This is a genomic window from Streptomyces sp. SCPE 10 (genome assembly GCF_051980735.1).
GTDB classification, from domain to species: domain Bacteria; phylum Actinomycetota; class Actinomycetes; order Streptomycetales; family Streptomycetaceae; genus Streptomyces; species Streptomyces misionensis.
Genome location: NZ_CP197069.1, coordinates 7001390 through 7018720 on the forward strand (window position 1 = coordinate 7001390; position 17331 = coordinate 7018720).

Here is a 17331-nt window from a genome sequence, read left to right on the forward strand (position 1 = left end):
CGGCCCCGTGACCAGGAGAGTGCCATGACCGGCGTTTCCACCCTCGACCGTCCGCCGCGGCCCGCGGCGCCCGCCCGCTACACCGTCGCCCTCGCCCGCGACGAGGACGACGTGCGGGCCGCGCAACGGCTGCGGCACGACGTCTTCGCCGGGGAGCTGGGCGCCCTCCTCACCAGCCCCGAGCCCGGCCTCGACATCGACCCCTTCGACGCCCACTGCGACCACCTGCTGGTCCGCGACACCGCCACCGGACAGGTCGTCGGCACCTACCGGCTGCTGCCGCCCGAACGCGCCGCGATCGCCGGACGCCTCTACTCCGAGGGCGAGTTCGAGCTCGGCGCGCTCGACGCGATACGGCCCGGACTGGTCGAGGTCGGCCGCTCCTGCGTGCACCCCGACCACCGCGACGGCGCGGTCATCGGCCTGATCTGGGCCGGCATCGCCCGCTACATGACCGACCGGGGCCACGAGTGGCTGGCCGGCTGCTGCTCGATCCCGCTCGCCGACGGCGGCACCCTCGCCGGCGCCGCCTGGGACCGGGTGCGCACGGGACACCTCGCGCCCGCGGAGTACCGGGTACGGCCGCTGCTGCCCTGGACGCCGCGGGCCGCCGCACCCGCCGCGCGCGGCGAACTCCCCGCCCTGCTGCGCGGCTATCTGCGCCTCGGCGCCTGGGTGTGCGGCGAACCCGCCCACGACCCGGACTTCGGGGTCGCCGACCTGTACGTGCTGCTGTCGATGCGCCGGGTCAACCCGCGCTATCTGCGGCACTTCCTCTCCCTCGTGCCGTCCTGATGAGCGGCTGGCTGCCGAGCGCGCCCTGCACCCCCGCCGCCTGCGTGGAACCGGCGCCCGCCGCCGTGGCCGTGCCCCGTGCCGTGCTGCGGCTCGCCGCCGTCGCGGCCCTGGTGCTCACCGCGATCGTCCTGTCCCCGCTCGGCCGGGCGTCGTCCCCCTCGCGGGCGCGGATCCCCGACGCGTGGGTCAGACGGTGGTGCCGGGCCGTCGTACGAGCCATCGGGGTGCGGCCGCGGATCACCGGCGCCACCGCGCCGGCCGGCGGGCTGCTGCTCGTCGCCAACCACGTCTCCTGGCTGGACATCCCGCTGCTCACCGCCGTACGACCGGCCAGGATGCTCGGCAAGACCGAGATCCGCCGGTGGCCGGTGGCGGGCCCGCTGGCCGCGCGGGCCGGCACCCTGTTCATCGAACGGGACCGGCTGCGCGCCCTGCCCGGCACGGTCTCCGTGATCGCGGACGCCCTGCGCACGGGCTCGGCCGTGGCCGCCTTCCCGGAGGGCAGCACCTGGTGCGGGCGCGCCCACGGCCGCTTCCACCGGGCCGTCTTCCAGGCCGCGCTGGACGCGGGCGTGCCCGTGCAGCCGGTCCGTCTGCGCTACCGGCTCGCGGACGGCGGCACCGGCACCCCGGCCGCCTTCGTCGGCGAGGACACCCTGCTCGCCTCCCTGTGGCGGGTGGCGCGGACCAGGGGACTGGTGGCCGAGGTCGAGGTGCACCCGGCGATCGCGCCCGGCACCCACGCCGACCGCCGCGGCCTGGCCGCGGCGGCCCAGCCGATCGCCCCGGCCCCGCTGTGGACCCACGCCGCCCTGGTCGCCGGCCACCGCACCCTCCCGCACCCGCTCACGGCGACCCGGACGGGCGACCGGCGGGGGATGACCCGGGCGGGATGACCGGGCCGGACGCGGTGCCGTCGGGTCACCTGCGCGGGACGCGACGATCCGGCCGCCGGGCCGTCGTCGCGGCGGCGCGGCCGGCCCGGGTCGCGGACTACGGCAGGACCCGGGCCAGATAGGGCGCCGTCGCGCTGTCCCGCGCACCGGCCACCCGCTGCGGCGGGCCCGCGGCGACGATCCGGCCGCCCTGGTCGCCGCCGCCCGGACCCAGGTCGATCACCCAGTCGGCACCCGCGACCACCGTCATGTCGTGCTCGACCACGACGACCGTGTGCCCGGCGTCCACCAGTCCGTGCAGCCGGTCCATCAGCACCTCGACGTCGGCCGGGTGCAGTCCGGTGGTCGGCTCGTCCAGCAGATAGAGGGTGTGGCCGCGCCGCCCGCGCTGCAACTCGCCGGCCAGCTTGATCCGTTGGGCCTCGCCGCCGGACAGCTCGGTCGCCGGCTGACCGAGCCGGAGGTAGCCGAGGCCCACGTCGAGCAGCGTGTCCAGGCTGCGCGCGGCGGCCGGGACGTCCGCGAAGAACTCCGCCGCCGCCTCCACCGTGAGGTCCAGCACCTCGGCGATGTTCCGCCCCCGGTACGTCACCCGCAGCGTCTCGGGGTTGTAGCGGGCGCCGCCGCAGTCCGGGCAGGGCGCGTACGTGCTCGGCAGGAACAGCAGCTCCACACTGACGAACCCCTCGCCCTGACAGGTCTCGCACCGTCCCCCGGCGACATTGAAGGAGAACCGCCCGACGCCGTAACCGTGTTCGCGCGCCGCGTCCGTCGCCGCGAACACCTTCCGCACCACGTCGAACAGACCGGTGTACGTGGCGAGATTGGACCGCGGAGTGCGGCCGATCGGCTTCTGGTCGACCCGCACCAGCCGGTCCACGCCCTCCAGTTCCTCCGTCAGCTCCCCGATCAGCGTGGACTTCCCGGACCCGGAGACCCCGGTGACGGCGGTGAACGCGCCCAGCGGGAACTCGGCCGTCACCTCGCGCAGGTTGTGCCGGGTGACCGGGCCCACCTTCAACCAGCCGCGCGGCGCGCGGACTTCACGCGCCGGGCCGGGCGCCTCGTCGAAGAGGAACGCGGCCGTGGCCGACTCCTCCACCGACGCCAGCTCGGCCGGCGGTCCGCTGTACAGCACACGCCCGCCGTGCTCGCCGGCACCCGGGCCGACGTCCACCAGCCAGTCGGCGCCGCGCACCACCTCCAGATGGTGCTCCACCACGAACACCGAGTTGCCCGCCGCCTTCAGCCGCTCCAGCACGGTCAGCAGCGCCTCGGTGTCCGCCGGGTGCAGTCCCGCGGACGGCTCGTCCAGCACATAGACCACGCCGAACAGCCCGGACCGCAACTGCGTGGCCAGCCGCAGCCGTTGCAGCTCGCCCGCCGAGAGGGTCGGGGTGGGACGGTCCAGGCTGAGATAGCCGAGGCCGAGTTCCACCACCGGGGCGATCCGGGACTTCAGATCGCCGGTGAGCACCCGGGCCGTCGGCGAACCGCCGTCGAGCAGTTCGGCCAGGTCGGTCAGCGGCAGCGACGCCAGTTCGGCGATGGTGCGCCCGCCGAAGGTCACCGCCAGCGCCTCCGGCCGCAGCCGGCTGCCCCCGCAGACCGGGCAGGGCGCGCTCACCAGGAAGCGCTCCGCCTTCTTGCGCAGCGTCGGCGACTTGGTGTCGGAGAACGTCTTGAGCACATACCGGCGGGCGCTCATGTACGTGCCCTGGTAAGGACGTTGGATGCGGTCCGCGTCCCGCACCGGATGCACCGTGACGACCGGTTGCTCGTCGGTGAACAGGATCCACTCCCGCTGCTCGGCGGGCAGCTCCCGCCAGGGCCGGTCCACGTCGTAGCCGAGCGCGTCCAGGATGTCCCGCAGGTTCTTGCCCTGCCAGGCGCCCGGCCAGGCCGCGATAGCGCCCTCGCGCACGGACAGCGACGGATCGGGCACCAGCAGCTCCTCGCTGGTGTCGTGCACCTGCCCCAGACCATGGCAGCGCGGACAGGCGCCGGCCGCCGTGTTCGGCGAGAACGCGTCGGAGTCCAGCCGCTCGGCGCCCGGCGGGTACTCCCCGGCGCGCGAGAACAGCATGCGCAGGGAGTTGGAGAGATTGGTGACCGTGCCCACCGAGGAGCGGGAGGTGGGCACCGCACGCCGCTGCTGGAGCGAGACCGCGGGCGGCAGCCCGGTGACCTCACCGACCTTGGGCGCTCCGACCTGGTGGATCAGCCGGCGCGCGTACGGCGCGACCGACTCGAAGTACCGTCGCTGGGCCTCGGCGTAGATCGTGCCGAACGCCAGGGACGACTTCCCCGAGCCGGACACACCGGTGAACACGGCCAGTACGTCGCGCGGGACGTCCACGTCGACGCCCTTGAGGTTGTGCTCGCGGGCGCCGCGGACGCGGACGAAGGGATCATGGGGGCTGTGGTGCATGGAAAGCACACCCTATCCGCCCCCGCGCGCTAGGACTGCGGAGGGCTGCCCGGATCCTGCGGCCGGGTGCCGAACTCGTCCCGCGCCCTGTCCTGGGCGGTGTCGACCTGCTTCTGGTACTTGTTCCCGGTGCGCTGGTCGACGTAGTCGCCGCCCTTGTCGATGCCCTTGTCGGCCATGCCCTCATGACCCTTGAGCATGCCCTTGATCTTGTCCATGAAGGACATGGCAGTCCTCCTCGTCGCTTGGGACTTGCCCTCCCAGGGTCACCGGACCGGGCCCGCCTCGCATCTCGGGGCGAAGAGCGCGGCCAGCCGGCGGTAGGAGTCCAGCAGCGCCTCCCGGTCGTGGCCACTGGTGGTGACCAGGACCTCTGCGGCGCCGGTCTCCTTCACCACCGTCTCCAGTTCGTGCGCCACCTCGTCCTCGGTGCCCGCGAGCTGTCCGGCGAGCTGGGCCTCGTACACCTCACGCTCCCGCGCGGTCATCACCCGGGACTCGATCTCCTCTGCCGGGGCGAGCGGCGGGAAGGTGCCGTGGGTGCGCGCGTACGCCATCGACCAGGCCTCCGGGAGCAGCAGCCGCCGTGCCGCCTCCCGGGTGCCGGCGAGGGCGACCGTCCCGGAGATCACGACGTACGGCTCGGCGGCCCAGCGCGAGGGGCGGAACGCGGCGCGGTACCGCTCGACGCCGCGCAGCAGCTTCGCCCGGTCGCGCAGGTCCCCGATGACCAGGGGCAGCCCCGCGGCGGCCGCGATCGCCGCGCCCTCGCCGACGGCCAGCACGAACGGCGGCACCGTCAGGCCCTCCGCTGGACGCGCGTGCACCCCGGTCGGCGAGGACCCGGTGAACCAGTCGAGCAACTCGGCGAGCTGGGCCGCGAAGTCCGTCGCGTCCCCCTTGTCCCGGCCGAGCGCCCGGCGCACCCCGTCCGTGAAACCCACCGAGCGTCCCAGGCCCATGTCGATCCGGCCCGGGAACAGGGATTCCAGCACCCCGAACTGCTCGGCGACCACCAGCGGCCGGTGGTTGGGCAGCATCACCCCGCCGGTGCCGACCCGGATGGCCGTGGTGGCGGCGGCCACGGCGGCGGCCAGCACGGTCGGCGCGGAACCGGCGACACCGGGCACCCCGTGGTGCTCGGAGACCCAGAACCGGTGGTAGCCGAGCGCCTCCGCCTCCCGTGCCAGCGCCACGGTGTCCCGCAGCGCCTCGGCGGGCGGCCGCCCCTGGCGGGTGCGGGAACGGTCGAGGACGGAGAACCGGGTACGGGCGATCACTGAACTGCTCACGAACGGTTCAACGTCCTGACGGCCCGCGGATTCCCGGTCGGCCGGTTCCCGGTCCGCGCGTCGCCGTCGCTGGTTAGGGTCGTGGCGTGACCGAAAGCAGCGAGCGGCCGATCGCCGTGTTCGACCTCGACAACACCCTGGCGGACACCGCCCACCGGCAGCACTTCCTGCGGACCCGGCCCAAGGACTGGGACGGGTTCTTCGCCGCCGCGCCCGCGGACCCGCCGCTCGCCGAGGGCGTCGCCCTGGCCGTGCGCAGCGCCCGGGACTGCGAGATCGTCTACCTCACCGGCCGCCCGGAGCGGTACCGCCAGGACACCCTGGACTGGCTCGCCGCGCACGGACTGCCCGAGGGGGACCTGCACATGCGGGGCGACACCGACCGCAGGCCCGCCCGGTTCACCAAGCTGGCCACGCTGCGCCGGCTCGGCCGGGGCCGTGCGGTGCGCTTCCTCGTGGACGACGACGAGCTGGTGTGCGACGACGCCGAGCGCGCCGGATTCCCCGTGGTGCGGGCCCGTTGGGCCGAGCAGTCCCAGGCGCTGCGGGAGGCCCAGGAGCAGGAGGGGCGTACCTGACGGGCGGGTTCAGCCGCCGTCCTCGATGCGGAAGCCCACCTTCAGGCCCACCTGGTAGTGCTCGATCCGCCCGTTCTCCAGCTGGCCGCGGACCTGTGTCACCTCGAACCAGTCGAGGTTGCGCAGGGTCTCGCCGGCGCGTGCGATGCCGTTGCGAATGGCCTGGTCGACGCCTTCGTGCGAGGTGCCGACGATCTCGGTGACCCGGTAGGTGTGGTTCGTCATGGGGGCTCCTTGGGCCGGGGGACACGCCGTGGAAACGCCGTACTCCACCGTGCCGCATCCCGGCCCGCTCCGCACGGCGTCGCCTTCGTAACCATCGGTAGCCCTTGACCCTCCGCATTGGTCCATACCAAAATCCAGCCACACCCGCATGAGCGTCCCCGCTCGTCCCCCCACGTCGGGCCCCCACCCCTGTGCGCATGCGCGCCATGCCAGACAGAACAGGACCCCTCGTGAGACGTCGTCTGCTCCCCCTCGTCTGTGTCACCGGTACGCTCGTGAGCGCCTGCGGGACGCTCCCCGGCACGCAACCGCGCGAGACCGTGACCGTGTGGCTGATGAAGGGCAGCGCCTCGGCGGACTTCATCAAGCGCTTCACCGCGGACTTCGAAAGCACCCACAAGGACCTGCGGCTGGACATCCGCACCCAGGACTGGACCGGCATCGTGGCCAAGGTCCGCAAGGCGCTCGCGGACACCTCCGGCGACGCCCCCGACGTCATCGAGGTCGGCAACACCCAGGTGCCGCTGTACGCCGACGGCGGCCGGCTCGCCGACCTGACCCTGGAGTCGATGCGCGACTGGGGCAAGGACAAGTGGCTGCCGGGCCTGGCCGAGCCCGGCAAGGAGGGCAACCAGCAGTACGGCATCCCCTGGTACGCGGCCAACCGGGTGGTCATCTACCGCAAGGACCTGTTCGAGCAGGCGGGCATCGCCCGCCCGCCGCGCACCCGGGAGGAATGGCTCGCCGACACCGAGAAGCTGAACTCCGGCGACACGCAGGGCATCTACCTGGCCGGTCAGGACTGGTACACCCTCTCCGGCTTCATCTGGGACGAGGGCGGCGACCTCGCCCGGAAGGTCGACGACTACCAGTGGAAGGGCGCCCTGGACACCCCCGAGGCGCTGCGCGGCATGGACTTCTACCGCCGGCTCCAGTCGCTCGGCGACGGACCCGAGGACGCCGACGAGGAACACCCGCCCCAGGCCGGGGTGTTCGCCGGCGGCAAGGTCGCGCAGATCGTCGCCGTACCCGGGCTCGCCCAGGCGATCCTGGAGCAGAACCCCGGACTGAAGGGCAAGCTGGGCTTCTTCCCGGTGCCCGGCCCGACCGCCGCCCGGCCCGGCGCCGTGTTCACAGGCGGCTCCGACCTCGTCGTCCCGCAGCACACCAAGGACCAGTTCGCCGCGACCGCCGTGGTCGGGGCGCTGACCGGCGCCAAGTGGGACACCGAACTCGCCCGCACCATGAACTACGTGCCCAACAAGACCACACTGGCCGGGGCCGTCTCGGGCGAGGAGGGGGTCGCCGCCATGGCCGTCGGCGCGGCACACGGCCGGGCGACCCCCAACACCCCTCAGTGGGCGGACGTCGAGGCCGACAACCCGATCAAGCAGTACATGAGCCGGGTGCTGAACGGGGCCGATCCGGCGACGGAGGCCCGCCGGGCCTCACGGAAGATCACCGAGGAGCTCACGCCGGATCTGTGAGCCCTCACCGGACCACGCTCAGCGACAGCGCGAACCGCTCCTGCCCGTCGGTCCACCAGTGCGTCAACTCCAGCCCGGCGTCGGCGAGTTCCCGGACCACGCCCTCCTTGCGGAACTTGGCCGACACCTCGGTGCGCAGCTCCTCGCCCGCCGCGAACTCCACGGCGAGGTCCAGCGCGGGCACCTTCACGGTCTGCGCGGCACGCGAACGCAGCCGCATCTCGATCCACTCGTTGCGGGCGTCCCACAGCGCCACGTGGTCGAAGGCGTCCGGGTCGAAGTCGGCGCCCAGCTCGCGGTTGACGACGTTCAGCACGTTCTTGTCGAACGCGGCCGTCACCCCGGCCGCGTCGTCGTACGCCCGGACGAGGACCCGCTCGTCCTTGACCAGGTCGGTGCCGAGCAGCAGCCCGTCGCCGGGGGCGAGCAGGGCCCGCACCGCGGCGAGGAACGCGGCGCGTTCGGCGGGCAGCAGATTGCCGATCGTGCCGCCGAGAAACGCCACCAGCCGGGGCCCGGGCGTGGGAGGCAGGTCGAGCGGAGCGGTGAAGTCGGCGATCAGCGCGTGCACTTCGAGGCCCGGGTGCTCGGCGATGATCGCCTCCCCGGCCTGGACGAGGGCACTCTCGCTGACGTCGACCGGGACGTACGCCGCGAGCGAGGGGAGCGCGTCGAGCAGATGGCGCGTCTTCTCCGAGGAGCCCGACCCCAGCTCGACCAGGGTCCGGGCCCCGCTCGCGGCGGCGATCTCCCCGGACCGGGCGGCCAGGATCTCCCGCTCGGCACGGGTGGGGTAGTACTCGGGCAACCCGGTGATCTCGTCGAAGAGTTCGCTGCCCCGGGCGTCGTAGAACCACTTCGGCGGCAGCCACTTGGGCTCGGCCGTCAGACCACGGCGTACATCGGCGCGCAGCGCCGCGTCCGTGGCGTCCTCGGGGAGGGTGCGGGTGACATGGAGGGGGCTCACGTGCAGGGCTCCTTCGATGGTACGGCGGCCGGATCGACCGCCGGGGCGAGCAGCACGCCGGTGCTGTCCGCGGTGAGCACGGTGCGGTCGGGGACCTCCCGCCACAGCGGGTCGTCGTCGTAGGGCTCGGAGGCGACGACCGTGCCCCGGCCGGGCTCCGTGCGGTACCAGAGGCTGTCGCCCCAGGCGGTGGCGGCAATGGTGGTGCCGTCCGTCAGCAGCAGGTTCAGCCGGGAGGCCGGGGCGGCCCGCGCCACCTCGCGGACCGTCTCGCACAGGGCCCGTTCCGGGTCGTCACCGGCGCGCAGCCGGTGCCGCACCAGGGCCCACACGAACGCCGAGTCGGTGCGCGCCGGCAGCGACAGCAGGTCGACCGGCGGCAGCGTGGGCACCAGCGGCGCCGCCGCGTCGGGCCAGCCCGGGACCGCCCCGTTGTGGCTGAACAGCCAGCGCCCGGAGGCGAACGGCGCCGCCGCGGCCTCCGCGTCCGCGCCCGCCAGGGTGGCGTCCCGGACGGCGGCGAGCACCGCGGTCGAGCGCACCACCCGGGCCAGGTCGGCGAAGGACAGGTCGGCCCAGATCGGCCCGGCCCGCCGGTACCGGGCGGGCGCGGGGTCGCCGGGGGCGTACCAGCCGACCCCGAACCCGTCGGCGTTGACGGTGCCGTACCGCTGTCGGCGCGGCGCCCACGACTGCCGCAGCAGACTGTGCGCGGGCGCCACCAACAGGTCTGCCAAAGCCGACTCGGGGCCCACGTAGGCCAGGTGACGGCACATCAGGCGTCCTCCGAGCGGGCGGTGCGGAAGCCGGCGAAGATCTGCCGCCTGATCGGGTAGTCCCAGTTGCGGAACGTCCCCCGGCAGGCCACCGGGTCCACGGCGAACGAACCTCCGCGCAGCACCTTGTACTCGGGGCCGAAGAACACCTCCGAGTACTCCTTGTACGGGAACGCCCGGAACCCCGGGTACGGCAGGAAGTCGCTCGCCGTCCACTCCCACACGTCGCCGATCAACTGCCGTACGCCGTGCGGTGTCTCGCCCGCCGGGTAGCTGCCGGCCGGGGCGGGACCCAGGTGCCGCTGACCCAGGTTGGCGTGGCGCGGCGCCGGGTCGGCGTCGCCCCAGGGGTAACGCCGGGAGCGGCCGGTGACCGGGTCGTACCGGGCCGCCTTCTCCCACTCCGCCTCGGTGGGCAGCCGACGCCCGGCCCAGCGGGCGTAGGCGTCCGCCTCGTACCAGCACACGTGCAGCACCGGCTCGTCCGGCGGCACCACCTCGGTGACGCCGAAGCGGCGGCGCAGCCAGCGATCGCCGTCGCGCCGCCAGAACAGCGGGGCGGTGATGCCGTGCCGCCGGATGTGCGCCCAGCCCTCCGGGGCCCACCAGCGCTCGGTGTCGTAGCCGCCGTCCTCGATGAACGCCTGGTACGCGCCGTTCGTCACCGGTGTGGTGTCGATCCGGAACGGCGCCACCTCCCGGACGTGTGCCGGGCGTTCGTTGTCCAGCGCCCACGGCTCACCGGAGGTGCCCATGGTGAACGGGCCGCCGGGTACCGGCACCTCGGCCGGGCCGGTGAACGGCGGGCCCGGCTCCGGGTCCGGCGCCGTGAGCACCGCCGGACCGGTGCGCAGCTGATGGGTGATCAGCATCGTCTCGTCGTGCTGCTGTTCGTGCTGCGCGATCATTCCGAAGGCGAACCCGGCCTCGGTCAGCCGGGTGCCGTGGAAGTCGGCGCCCGCCAGCAGGTCCAGCGCCCGGCCGCGGACCTCGGCCGCGTAGCGCCGGGCCTCCGCGGGCGGCAGCAGCGGCAGCGAGGGGCGCTCCGCACGCGGATGCTCGAAGGCGTCGTAGAGGCTGTCGATCTCCGGGCGCATCGCCTCCCGGCCGCCGACGTTCCGCAGCAGCCACAGCTCCTCCTGGTTGCCGATGTGCGCGAGGTCCCACACCAGCGGGGACATCAACGGCGAGTGCTGCGCGGTCAGATCGGGTTCGTCCACGCACGTGGTCAGCAAGGTGGTGCGGTCCCGGGCCGTGGTCAGCGAGGCCAGCGCGCGCTCGCGCAGGGCCTCGGCGTCCCACTCCGCGGTCGTGGTGTCGGTCTCGGGGGCGGTCATGTCGGGATGTCCTTCCTGCCGTGGGCGGTTCGGCCGCCCCCGGCCGGGGAGATGCGTGTGCCGGGCAGCGCGTCCAGCAGGTCGTCGGCCGGGCAGCGGCCCCGGGCCACATAGCGCTCCAGGTACCCGGCGACGGCGTCCGTCACCTCGGCGGTGGCGCCGAGCCGGGGCAGGGCGTCCAGCGCCGCCGCGAAACACACGGCGGTCACCTCGCGCAGCTCCGGGTCGGCGAGCCCCCGCCGGGCCGCGTCGGTCCACAGCGGGTTGTGCGGGGCGGGCAGGTGACGAGCCCGCTCCGCCAGCGTCTTCACGCTCCGGTAGGCGGTCTCGGCGGCCATCGGATCGTCGAAGAGCGCCGCCGTCACCGCGAGCGGCACGATCCAGCCGTCCTCGCCGGGCTGCGCGTCGATCATCCGCAGCTCCAGGTGGCCGCGCGGCCTGACCGGCGGGAAGAGGGTGGTGAGGTGGTAGTCCAGATCCGCCCGGGTGGGCGGCCGGGGCTGTCGCGAGCGCGTCCACTCCCGGAAGGTCAGCCGCTCGGGCACCTCCCACGGCCCGCTGTCCCGGCGCACACACATCACCGGGGAGTCCAGCACGTGCCGGGCCCACGCGGCCCGCGGCTCCTCGTGCAGCGGGGGCGCGCCCGCCCGGCCCGCGCCGATCTCCATCCACATCAGCTGCCGGGTGGACAGCCAGCCCGTCGGCAGCCCGCCGATCAGCGGGGAGTTGGCGAACGCGGCCACCAGGACCGCGCCCAGCTGGTGCGCCAGCCACCAGCGCCGCCCGTGCCCCAGCGGGCCCGGCTCCTCGTGGCCCGCGTCCAGGCAGACCTGGACGGAGGCGGAGGCGCGCATCATGTGGCGGCCGGCCGGCCCGATGCGGTCCAGACACGCCTCCATCGCGTCGTAGCGCGGCTCGCGCAGGAACCGGCGCGGCAGACGGAAGGGGTCGTGGCCGATGCCGACGAGGTCGAGCCCGTCCCGTGCGAGGACGGTGCGCACGGCGGCCAGGTCGGCGCGGACGGTGCGGACGCACTCCATCAGGGAGGCGGCGGGCGGCGAGCTCAGCTCCAGCTGACCGCCGGGCTCGACGGTGAGCGCCGAGCCGAGGGGTACGGCCCGCATCGCGGCGTAGGCCGCGGCAAGCCGTTCGGTGGTCACGGGGCGCTGTGGCGCACCCCGCTCGTGCACGAGCCATTCCAGCTCCACACCGAGGGTGCGGGGCGGCCCGGTCTTGAAGCAGATGCCCTGGACCAGGGCGTCCACCTCGGCCTCGGTGACGGCGGTACGGTTCTCCGTACAGTCACCACCGTCGGTGATCGCATCGGACATGTCGGGATCCTCCTGAGATTCCACCATGCCGCCGGACCGGTGTTCGATGAGCCGGGCCGGCACTCGTCCCACCCAAGACCCTTGTGCCGGTTCGCACAAGACCGCCGTTCCGGGCGTTCTCGGACCGTTCGTCTCCGTGACCGTCCGTGGTTCCGGCGGGTTCCGTGAGCGGGAAACTCCGTTGCACCGCATACCAGCATCACCCACGATGACCGTATGAGCACGACGGGGGAGACCGCGCGGGCCGCGGTCGCGGCGCCCACGGGGGTGGCGCCGTGAGCGCGCGCCTGCGCGGGATCGCCGCACAGACGGAGGAGATCGTGGCGGCGGGGCGCTACCGGGCCCCGGACGGCCGGGAGGTGCCGCTCGCGGCGGCCGTCGAGGCCGCCAGGGCCGGCACCCGGATGTACGGCCCCGGGCCGGTCCCGGTGCCGCCGGCATCCGGCACCGGCCAGTTCGTCGAGGTCACCGGCGAGAGCAGCACGGAGGCGGCCCGCAGACTGGCCGGCGCCCCGGTGGCCGTGCTGAACTTCGCCTCCGCCAGGAACCCCGGCGGTGGTTATCTCAACGGCGCCCAGGCCCAGGAGGAGGCCCTGTGCCGCGCCTCCGCGCTGTACACCTGCCTGCGGGAGGCCCGGGAGTTCTACGAACACCACCGCGCCGACCGTGACCCGCTCTACTCCGACCGGGTGATCCACAGCCCGGCGGTGCCCGTCTTCCGCGACGACCGGGGACGACTGCTGGCCGAGCCGCACCTCGTGGGCTTCCTGACCGCCGCCGCCCCCAACGCGGGCGTGCTGCGGCGCCGCAGCCCCGAGCGGGCCGCCGAGATCCCGGCCGCCCTCGCCACGCGGGCCGAGCGGGTCCTGGAGACCGCCGCCGCCCACGGCTACCGGCGCCTGGTCCTCGGCGCCTGGGGCTGCGGCGTCTTCCGGAACGACCCGGCCCAGGTCGCGGGGGCCTTCCGTGCGCTGCTCGGCGCCGGGGGCCGGTTCGCGGGGACCTTCGAGCACGTGGTCTTCGGCGTGCTCGACCGGACCCCGGGGGCCACGGTACGGGAGGCCTTCGCACGGGCCTTCCCGCGCACGGGCGGCTGAGGGGCGGGGCGCCGGGCCCGTCGTCGTACGGCGGTTTCCACGCGGCGGCGGCGAGCGCCGGGGCGCCGGGCCTCGGCCGTCGTACGGAAGTTCCTCGCGCGGGCGGCTGAGCGCCGGGGTGCCGGCCCGGGCCGTCGTGCGGCTGTTCCCGCGTGTCGGCGGCTGAGTGCCGGGCCTCGGCCGTCGTACGCCCTGCGTCGGCGGCCGAGGTCCGGCGGCGTGTTCAGGTCCAGCCGTACCGCTGGTGCAGCCGCTGCCGGACGAGGTTGAACCGCATCCGGTCCAAGGCGCACGCCTCCCGGCGCATCCCGTCCTCGTGCAGCCGCAGCACCCGGTCCACGTCCACCCAGGAGTCGCGCCCCGAGCGGTCCCACGGCCCGCTGCCGATCGCCACCCACTCCCGGTCGCCGTCGTGCCGCTTGCTGGAGAGCTGGACGGCCAGCAGGGTGCCCGCCGCCTCCCGGGCGACGACCAGCACCGGCCGGTCCTTGCCCCGCCCGTCGTTCTCCTCGAACGGCACCCAGGTCCAGACGATCTCGCCGGGGTCCGGATCGCCGTCGCAGGCGGGGGAGTACTCCGTCCGCACCCGGCCCACCTCGCGCGGGTCGGCCTCGGCGGTGGCGTGCGGGCCGTGACGGCCGGGGACGTTCTCATCGATGTCGGTGTACGTGCTCACGGGGGCACCCTAGCCCGCCGGCAAATTCCATGCCCCGGCGCCTCGTTGGCCGGCTTCCTCGGTCGGGACGGTCGGGACGATTGACACGGCTGGGACGCGCTCCCATCATGGGAGCGCTCCCAAGCCCCGCCGCCGTCGCCCCGTCGACGGTCGGCGCGGTCGCTGCACGCCGCACGTTCCCCGTTCATCGTCCGGCTCCGCGGCGTGGCCCCGGGCCGGCGCATCACCCGGGAGGAACACCCCCATGATGTTCCGCAGGAGACGACCAGACGGGCCGCGTCGCCCGCTCGCCGTCGCGGCCTCGGCGGCCCTGGCCGTGGCGGCCGCGGTGCTGCCGCTCGCCACGCCCGCCGCCGCGGCCGACCCGGCCGACACCACGGTCACGGTCAACGCGAGCGCGGGCCTGGGCACCGTCAGCCCGACCGCGCTCGGCGCCAACACCGCCATCTGGGACGCGAACATGAACGACCCGGAGGTGTCCTCCCTGTACCGGGCCGCGGGGATCGGCGCATTGCGCTACCCGGGCGGCTCCTACGCCGACATCTACCACTGGGTCGACAACACCGCGCCCGGCGGCTACGTCGCCCCGGGCACCGACTTCGACGCCTTCATGGGCACCGTCAAGGCCTCCGGCGCCCAGCCGATCCTGATCGCCAACTACGGTTCCGGGACGGCCAAGGAGGCCGCGGACTGGGTCCGGTACGCCAACGTCACCAAGGGCTACGGCGCCAAGTACTGGGAGATCGGCAACGAGATCTACGGCAACGGCGTCTACGGCAGCGGCTGGGAGAACGACACCCACGCCGACAAGACCCCGGACCAGTACGCCCGGGAGGTCGAGGCCTACGCCAAAGCCATGAAGGCGGTCGACCCGACCGTCAAGATCGGCGCGGTGCTCACCATGCCCGGCAACTGGCCCGACGGTTCCGTGGCCACCGGCGACACCGGCGACTGGAACCACACCGTGCTCGCCGCCGTCGCCCACGACATCGACTTCGTCAGCGTGCACTGGTACCCCAACACCAGCACCGGCGCGCAGTCGCTGGCCGCCGTGCGGCAGTTGCCCGGCGAGCTGCGCGAGGTGCGCAACCTGGTGAACCGGTACGCGGGCGCCGACTCCGCGCGGATCGGCATCGCGATGACCGAGGTGAACTCCAACTCCGGCGGCGGCGCGTTCACCAGCAGGCCCAACGGCCTCTTCGCCGCGGAGGCCATGATCACGGCGATGGAGAACGGCGTCTTCACCGTGGACTGGTGGGACACCCACAACGGCGCGGGCGCCATCACCACCGTGGGCGGCGAGACCGACTACGGCGACATGGGCATGCTGTCCAGCGGCAGTTGCACCGGCAGCGTCTGCGAGCCGGCGGTCAACACCCCGTTCGCGCCGTACTACGGCATCAAGACGCTCGGCGCCCTCAGCGACCCCGGCGACACCATGGTGGCCTCCGGCACCTCCGGTCCCGAGGTCTCCTCGCACGCGGTGCTCCGGGCCGACGGCGACCTCAGCGTGCTGCTGCTGAACCAGAGCACCACCGCCGCGCACACCGTGGACCTGCGCTACCTGGGCTTCACCGCCGACTCCGCCGCCCCGCAGGTGCGGCGGTGGGCACCCGGTGACGACGATCTGGTCGACGCGACCGGCACCGCCACCGCCGACTCGGTCACCCTGGCGCCCTCCTCCATCACGGTGCTGACGATGCATCCGAAGAGCGGCACCGGCTCCTCCGCCGCCACCGTCGGCGCCCCCGGCACACCGCAGACCACGTCGGTCGGCGCGAGCAGCGTCACCCTGGGCTGGCCGGCCGCCGACGGAGCGGTGGACCGCTACGAGGTCTACGAGCAGCTCGGCACCGGCATCCAGCTGCTCGGTTCGGCCACCGGCACGTCCGCCACGATCCGCAATCTGCCGGCCGGCTCCCGGCACACGGTCAACGTGCTGGCCCGGGACAAGGCGGGACACCTCTCCCGGCCCTCCGTCCCGCTGACCTTCACCACCGGAACGCCGGACGACAGCACCTGCACCGTCTCGTACCAGGTGACCTCCGGCTGGGGCAACGGCTTCGTCTCCGACGTCGTGGTGAGCAACGTCGGCCCGGCGGACATCGACGGCTGGACGCTGACCTTCGACTGGCCATCGGCCGGGCAGTCCGTCTCCTCGTGGTGGAACGCCGACGTCACCAGCGACGGGCAGCACGTCCACGTGACCAGCACCGCGAACAACGCCCGGCTCGCGCCGAACGGCGGCAACTCCGCCGAGTTCGGCTTCGTGGGCGCCAACGACGGCGCCAACCCCGCCCCGACGGCGTTCACCCTCAACGGAACGGTCTGCCGGACGATCTCCTGAGCACGGAGCCCTGGGTGGGGGCGGCGCCACCCAGGGCGCGACTCCCGGTCGCGGGGTCCTCCGGGCTCAGACCGTGAGGACGATCTTGCCGCGGGTGCGTCCGGACTGGCTCAGCCGCCAGGCCTCGGCCGCCTGCGCCAGCGGCAGCGCCTGCTCCACGTGGACCGTGAGCCTGCCCGCGTCCGCGAGAGCGGCCAGGGTCGTCAGATCGGCGGACGACGGACGTACCCACACGTACTGGCCGCCCGCGTCGAGCGCCGCCTGGCCGTCGGCGATCGATGCGACGCGGCCCGGCCGCCGCAGCAGCGGCAGCGACTGCCCGACCGCGCCGTCACCGACGAAGTCGAGCACCGCGTCGACGCCCTCGGGAGCGAGCTCCCGGACGCGGTCGGCGAGCCCCTCGCCGTAGGTGACCGGCTCCGCGCCGAGCGAGCGCAGGAACTCGTGGTTGCGCTCGCTCGCCGTGCCGATGACGCGCGCGCCGCGGGCGACGGCGATCTGCACCCCGAGCGAGCCGACCCCGCCGGCCGCGGCGTGCACGAGCACCACGTCGCCCCGGTCGACGCCCAGACGCTCGATCGACTGGTACGCGGTGAGCCCGGCGAGCGGGACACCCGCCGCCTCCTCCCAGCTCAGCGACGCGGGCTTCTTCGCGAGGGTGCGCACGGGCGCCGAGACGAGCTCGGCGTACGCGCCGTTCTGCGCCCAGTCCTTGCGGATGTAGCCGTAGACCTCGTCGCCCACGGCGAACTCCGTGGCGTCGAAGCCGACCCGCTCCACCACGCCCGCGACGTCCCAGCCGGAGATCAGCGGGAAGCGGGTCTCCATGACGGCGTCCAGCATGCCGGCGCCGAGTTTCCAGTCGACCGGGTTGACCCCGGCCGCCTTCACCCGGACCAGCACCTCGCCGGGTGCCACCTTGGGTTCGGGCAGCTCCACGAGCCGCAGGTCGTCGGGGGATCCGTACGTGTCGAGTGCGATGGCCTTCATGCCACCGGTCAACTCACGAGCGGACGGGATCATTCCAGGCGGTGCCGCGGGTCCACCGAACGGTGACGTCGGCAAGGGCGTGGTGAAAGGGGTCCCCGTGTCC

At 74.0% G+C, this 17331-nt stretch carries 16 protein-coding genes; 6 read left to right on the top strand and 10 right to left on the bottom strand.

All coding sequences use genetic code 11. The features are described from left to right. The first annotated feature begins 24 nt into the window (after positions 1-24). Together ACSP97_RS32045 and ACSP97_RS32050 are read left to right on the top strand one after the other, a co-directional pair. Entirely contained in the window at positions 25-795 is a 771-nt protein-coding gene (locus ACSP97_RS32045; protein WP_364730261.1) for a GNAT family N-acetyltransferase, read from the top strand. Beyond that, a complete protein-coding gene (locus ACSP97_RS32050) occupies positions 795-1694 on the top strand; it encodes a lysophospholipid acyltransferase family protein (protein ID WP_440555495.1) in 900 nt (299 codons plus the stop codon). The genes ACSP97_RS32045 and ACSP97_RS32050 overlap by 1 nt, the downstream gene beginning before the upstream one ends. 97 nt (positions 1695-1791) lie before the next feature. Here the strand turns inward: ACSP97_RS32050 and ACSP97_RS32055 are convergent, their stop codons facing one another. The 3 genes from ACSP97_RS32055 to ACSP97_RS32065 are packed head-to-tail and all read right to left on the bottom strand — an operon-like array spanning position 1792 to position 5417. Beyond that, on the bottom strand, positions 1792-4125 hold the full coding sequence (locus tag ACSP97_RS32055; protein WP_355526679.1) for an excinuclease ABC subunit UvrA: 2334 nt from the start codon (positions 4123-4125) through the stop codon (positions 1792-1794). Positions 4126-4154: 29 nt separating this feature from the next. After that, entirely contained in the window at positions 4155-4352 is a 198-nt protein-coding gene (locus ACSP97_RS32060; protein WP_355150692.1) for an antitoxin, read from the bottom strand. 39 nt (positions 4353-4391) lie between these two features. Beyond that, a complete protein-coding gene (locus ACSP97_RS32065) occupies positions 4392-5417 on the bottom strand; it encodes an MsnO8 family LLM class oxidoreductase (RefSeq protein WP_364730266.1) in 1026 nt (341 codons plus the stop codon). A gap of 86 nt (positions 5418-5503) precedes the next feature. Here ACSP97_RS32065 and ACSP97_RS32070 point away from each other — a divergent pair, with 86 nt between their 5' ends. Next, on the top strand, positions 5504-5995 hold the full coding sequence (locus ACSP97_RS32070) for a phosphatase domain-containing protein (protein ID WP_355150688.1): 492 nt from the start codon (positions 5504-5506) through the stop codon (positions 5993-5995). 9 nt (positions 5996-6004) lie between these two features. On the opposite strand, the gene ACSP97_RS32075 is transcribed toward ACSP97_RS32070, so the two are convergent. Further along, positions 6005-6220 (bottom strand): dodecin, encoded by a 216-nt coding sequence (locus tag ACSP97_RS32075; protein ID WP_355150686.1) that lies wholly within the window; start codon positions 6218-6220, stop codon positions 6005-6007. Positions 6221-6450: 230 nt separating this feature from the next. Here ACSP97_RS32075 and ACSP97_RS32080 point away from each other — a divergent pair, with 230 nt between their 5' ends. Continuing rightward, complete coding sequence (locus ACSP97_RS32080; protein ID WP_358678778.1) at positions 6451-7707, top strand: extracellular solute-binding protein; 1257 nt, start codon at positions 6451-6453, stop codon at positions 7705-7707. Positions 7708-7711: 4 nt separating this feature from the next. Here the strand turns inward: ACSP97_RS32080 and egtD are convergent, their stop codons facing one another. The 4 genes from egtD to egtA are packed head-to-tail and all read right to left on the bottom strand — an operon-like array spanning position 7712 to position 12118. After that, positions 7712-8674 (bottom strand): L-histidine N(alpha)-methyltransferase, encoded by a 963-nt coding sequence (gene egtD / locus ACSP97_RS32085; RefSeq protein WP_382072634.1) that lies wholly within the window; start codon positions 8672-8674, stop codon positions 7712-7714. Further along, complete coding sequence (gene egtC / locus ACSP97_RS32090) at positions 8671-9450, bottom strand: ergothioneine biosynthesis protein EgtC (RefSeq protein WP_355526676.1); 780 nt, start codon at positions 9448-9450, stop codon at positions 8671-8673. Before egtC ends, egtD begins: the two co-directional genes overlap by 4 nt. Beyond that, positions 9450-10787: an ergothioneine biosynthesis protein EgtB gene (gene egtB / locus ACSP97_RS32095; RefSeq protein ID WP_440555500.1), complete on the bottom strand. Its 1338-nt coding sequence runs from the start codon at positions 10785-10787 to the stop codon at positions 9450-9452. The genes egtC and egtB overlap by 1 nt, the downstream gene beginning before the upstream one ends. Then, positions 10784-12118 carry an ergothioneine biosynthesis glutamate--cysteine ligase EgtA gene (gene egtA / locus ACSP97_RS32100; RefSeq protein WP_440555502.1) on the bottom strand — a complete coding sequence of 445 codons (1335 nt, stop codon included), beginning with the start codon at positions 12116-12118 and terminating at the stop codon, positions 10784-10786. Before egtA ends, egtB begins: the two co-directional genes overlap by 4 nt. Positions 12119-12393: 275 nt before the next feature. Here egtA and ACSP97_RS32105 point away from each other — a divergent pair, with 275 nt between their 5' ends. Continuing rightward, a complete protein-coding gene (locus ACSP97_RS32105) occupies positions 12394-13215 on the top strand; it encodes a TIGR02452 family protein (RefSeq protein ID WP_355526670.1) in 822 nt (273 codons plus the stop codon). Positions 13216-13438: 223 nt separating this feature from the next. On the opposite strand, the gene ACSP97_RS32110 is transcribed toward ACSP97_RS32105, so the two are convergent. After that, positions 13439-13891, bottom strand: a complete 453-nt coding sequence (locus tag ACSP97_RS32110) for a type II toxin-antitoxin system PemK/MazF family toxin (protein ID WP_355150672.1) — start codon at positions 13889-13891, stop codon at positions 13439-13441. Positions 13892-14135: 244 nt separating this feature from the next. On the opposite strand from ACSP97_RS32110, the gene ACSP97_RS32115 reads away from it, so the two are divergent. Then, entirely contained in the window at positions 14136-16238 is a 2103-nt protein-coding gene (locus ACSP97_RS32115) for a cellulose binding domain-containing protein (RefSeq protein WP_440555504.1), read from the top strand. Between the two features lie 66 nt (positions 16239-16304). Here ACSP97_RS32115 and ACSP97_RS32120 read toward each other — a convergent pair whose 3' ends face one another. Further along, positions 16305-17228, bottom strand: coding sequence for an NADP-dependent oxidoreductase (locus ACSP97_RS32120; protein WP_355526664.1), 924 nt, complete (start codon positions 17226-17228; stop codon positions 16305-16307). Positions 17229-17331 lie beyond the last annotated feature (103 nt).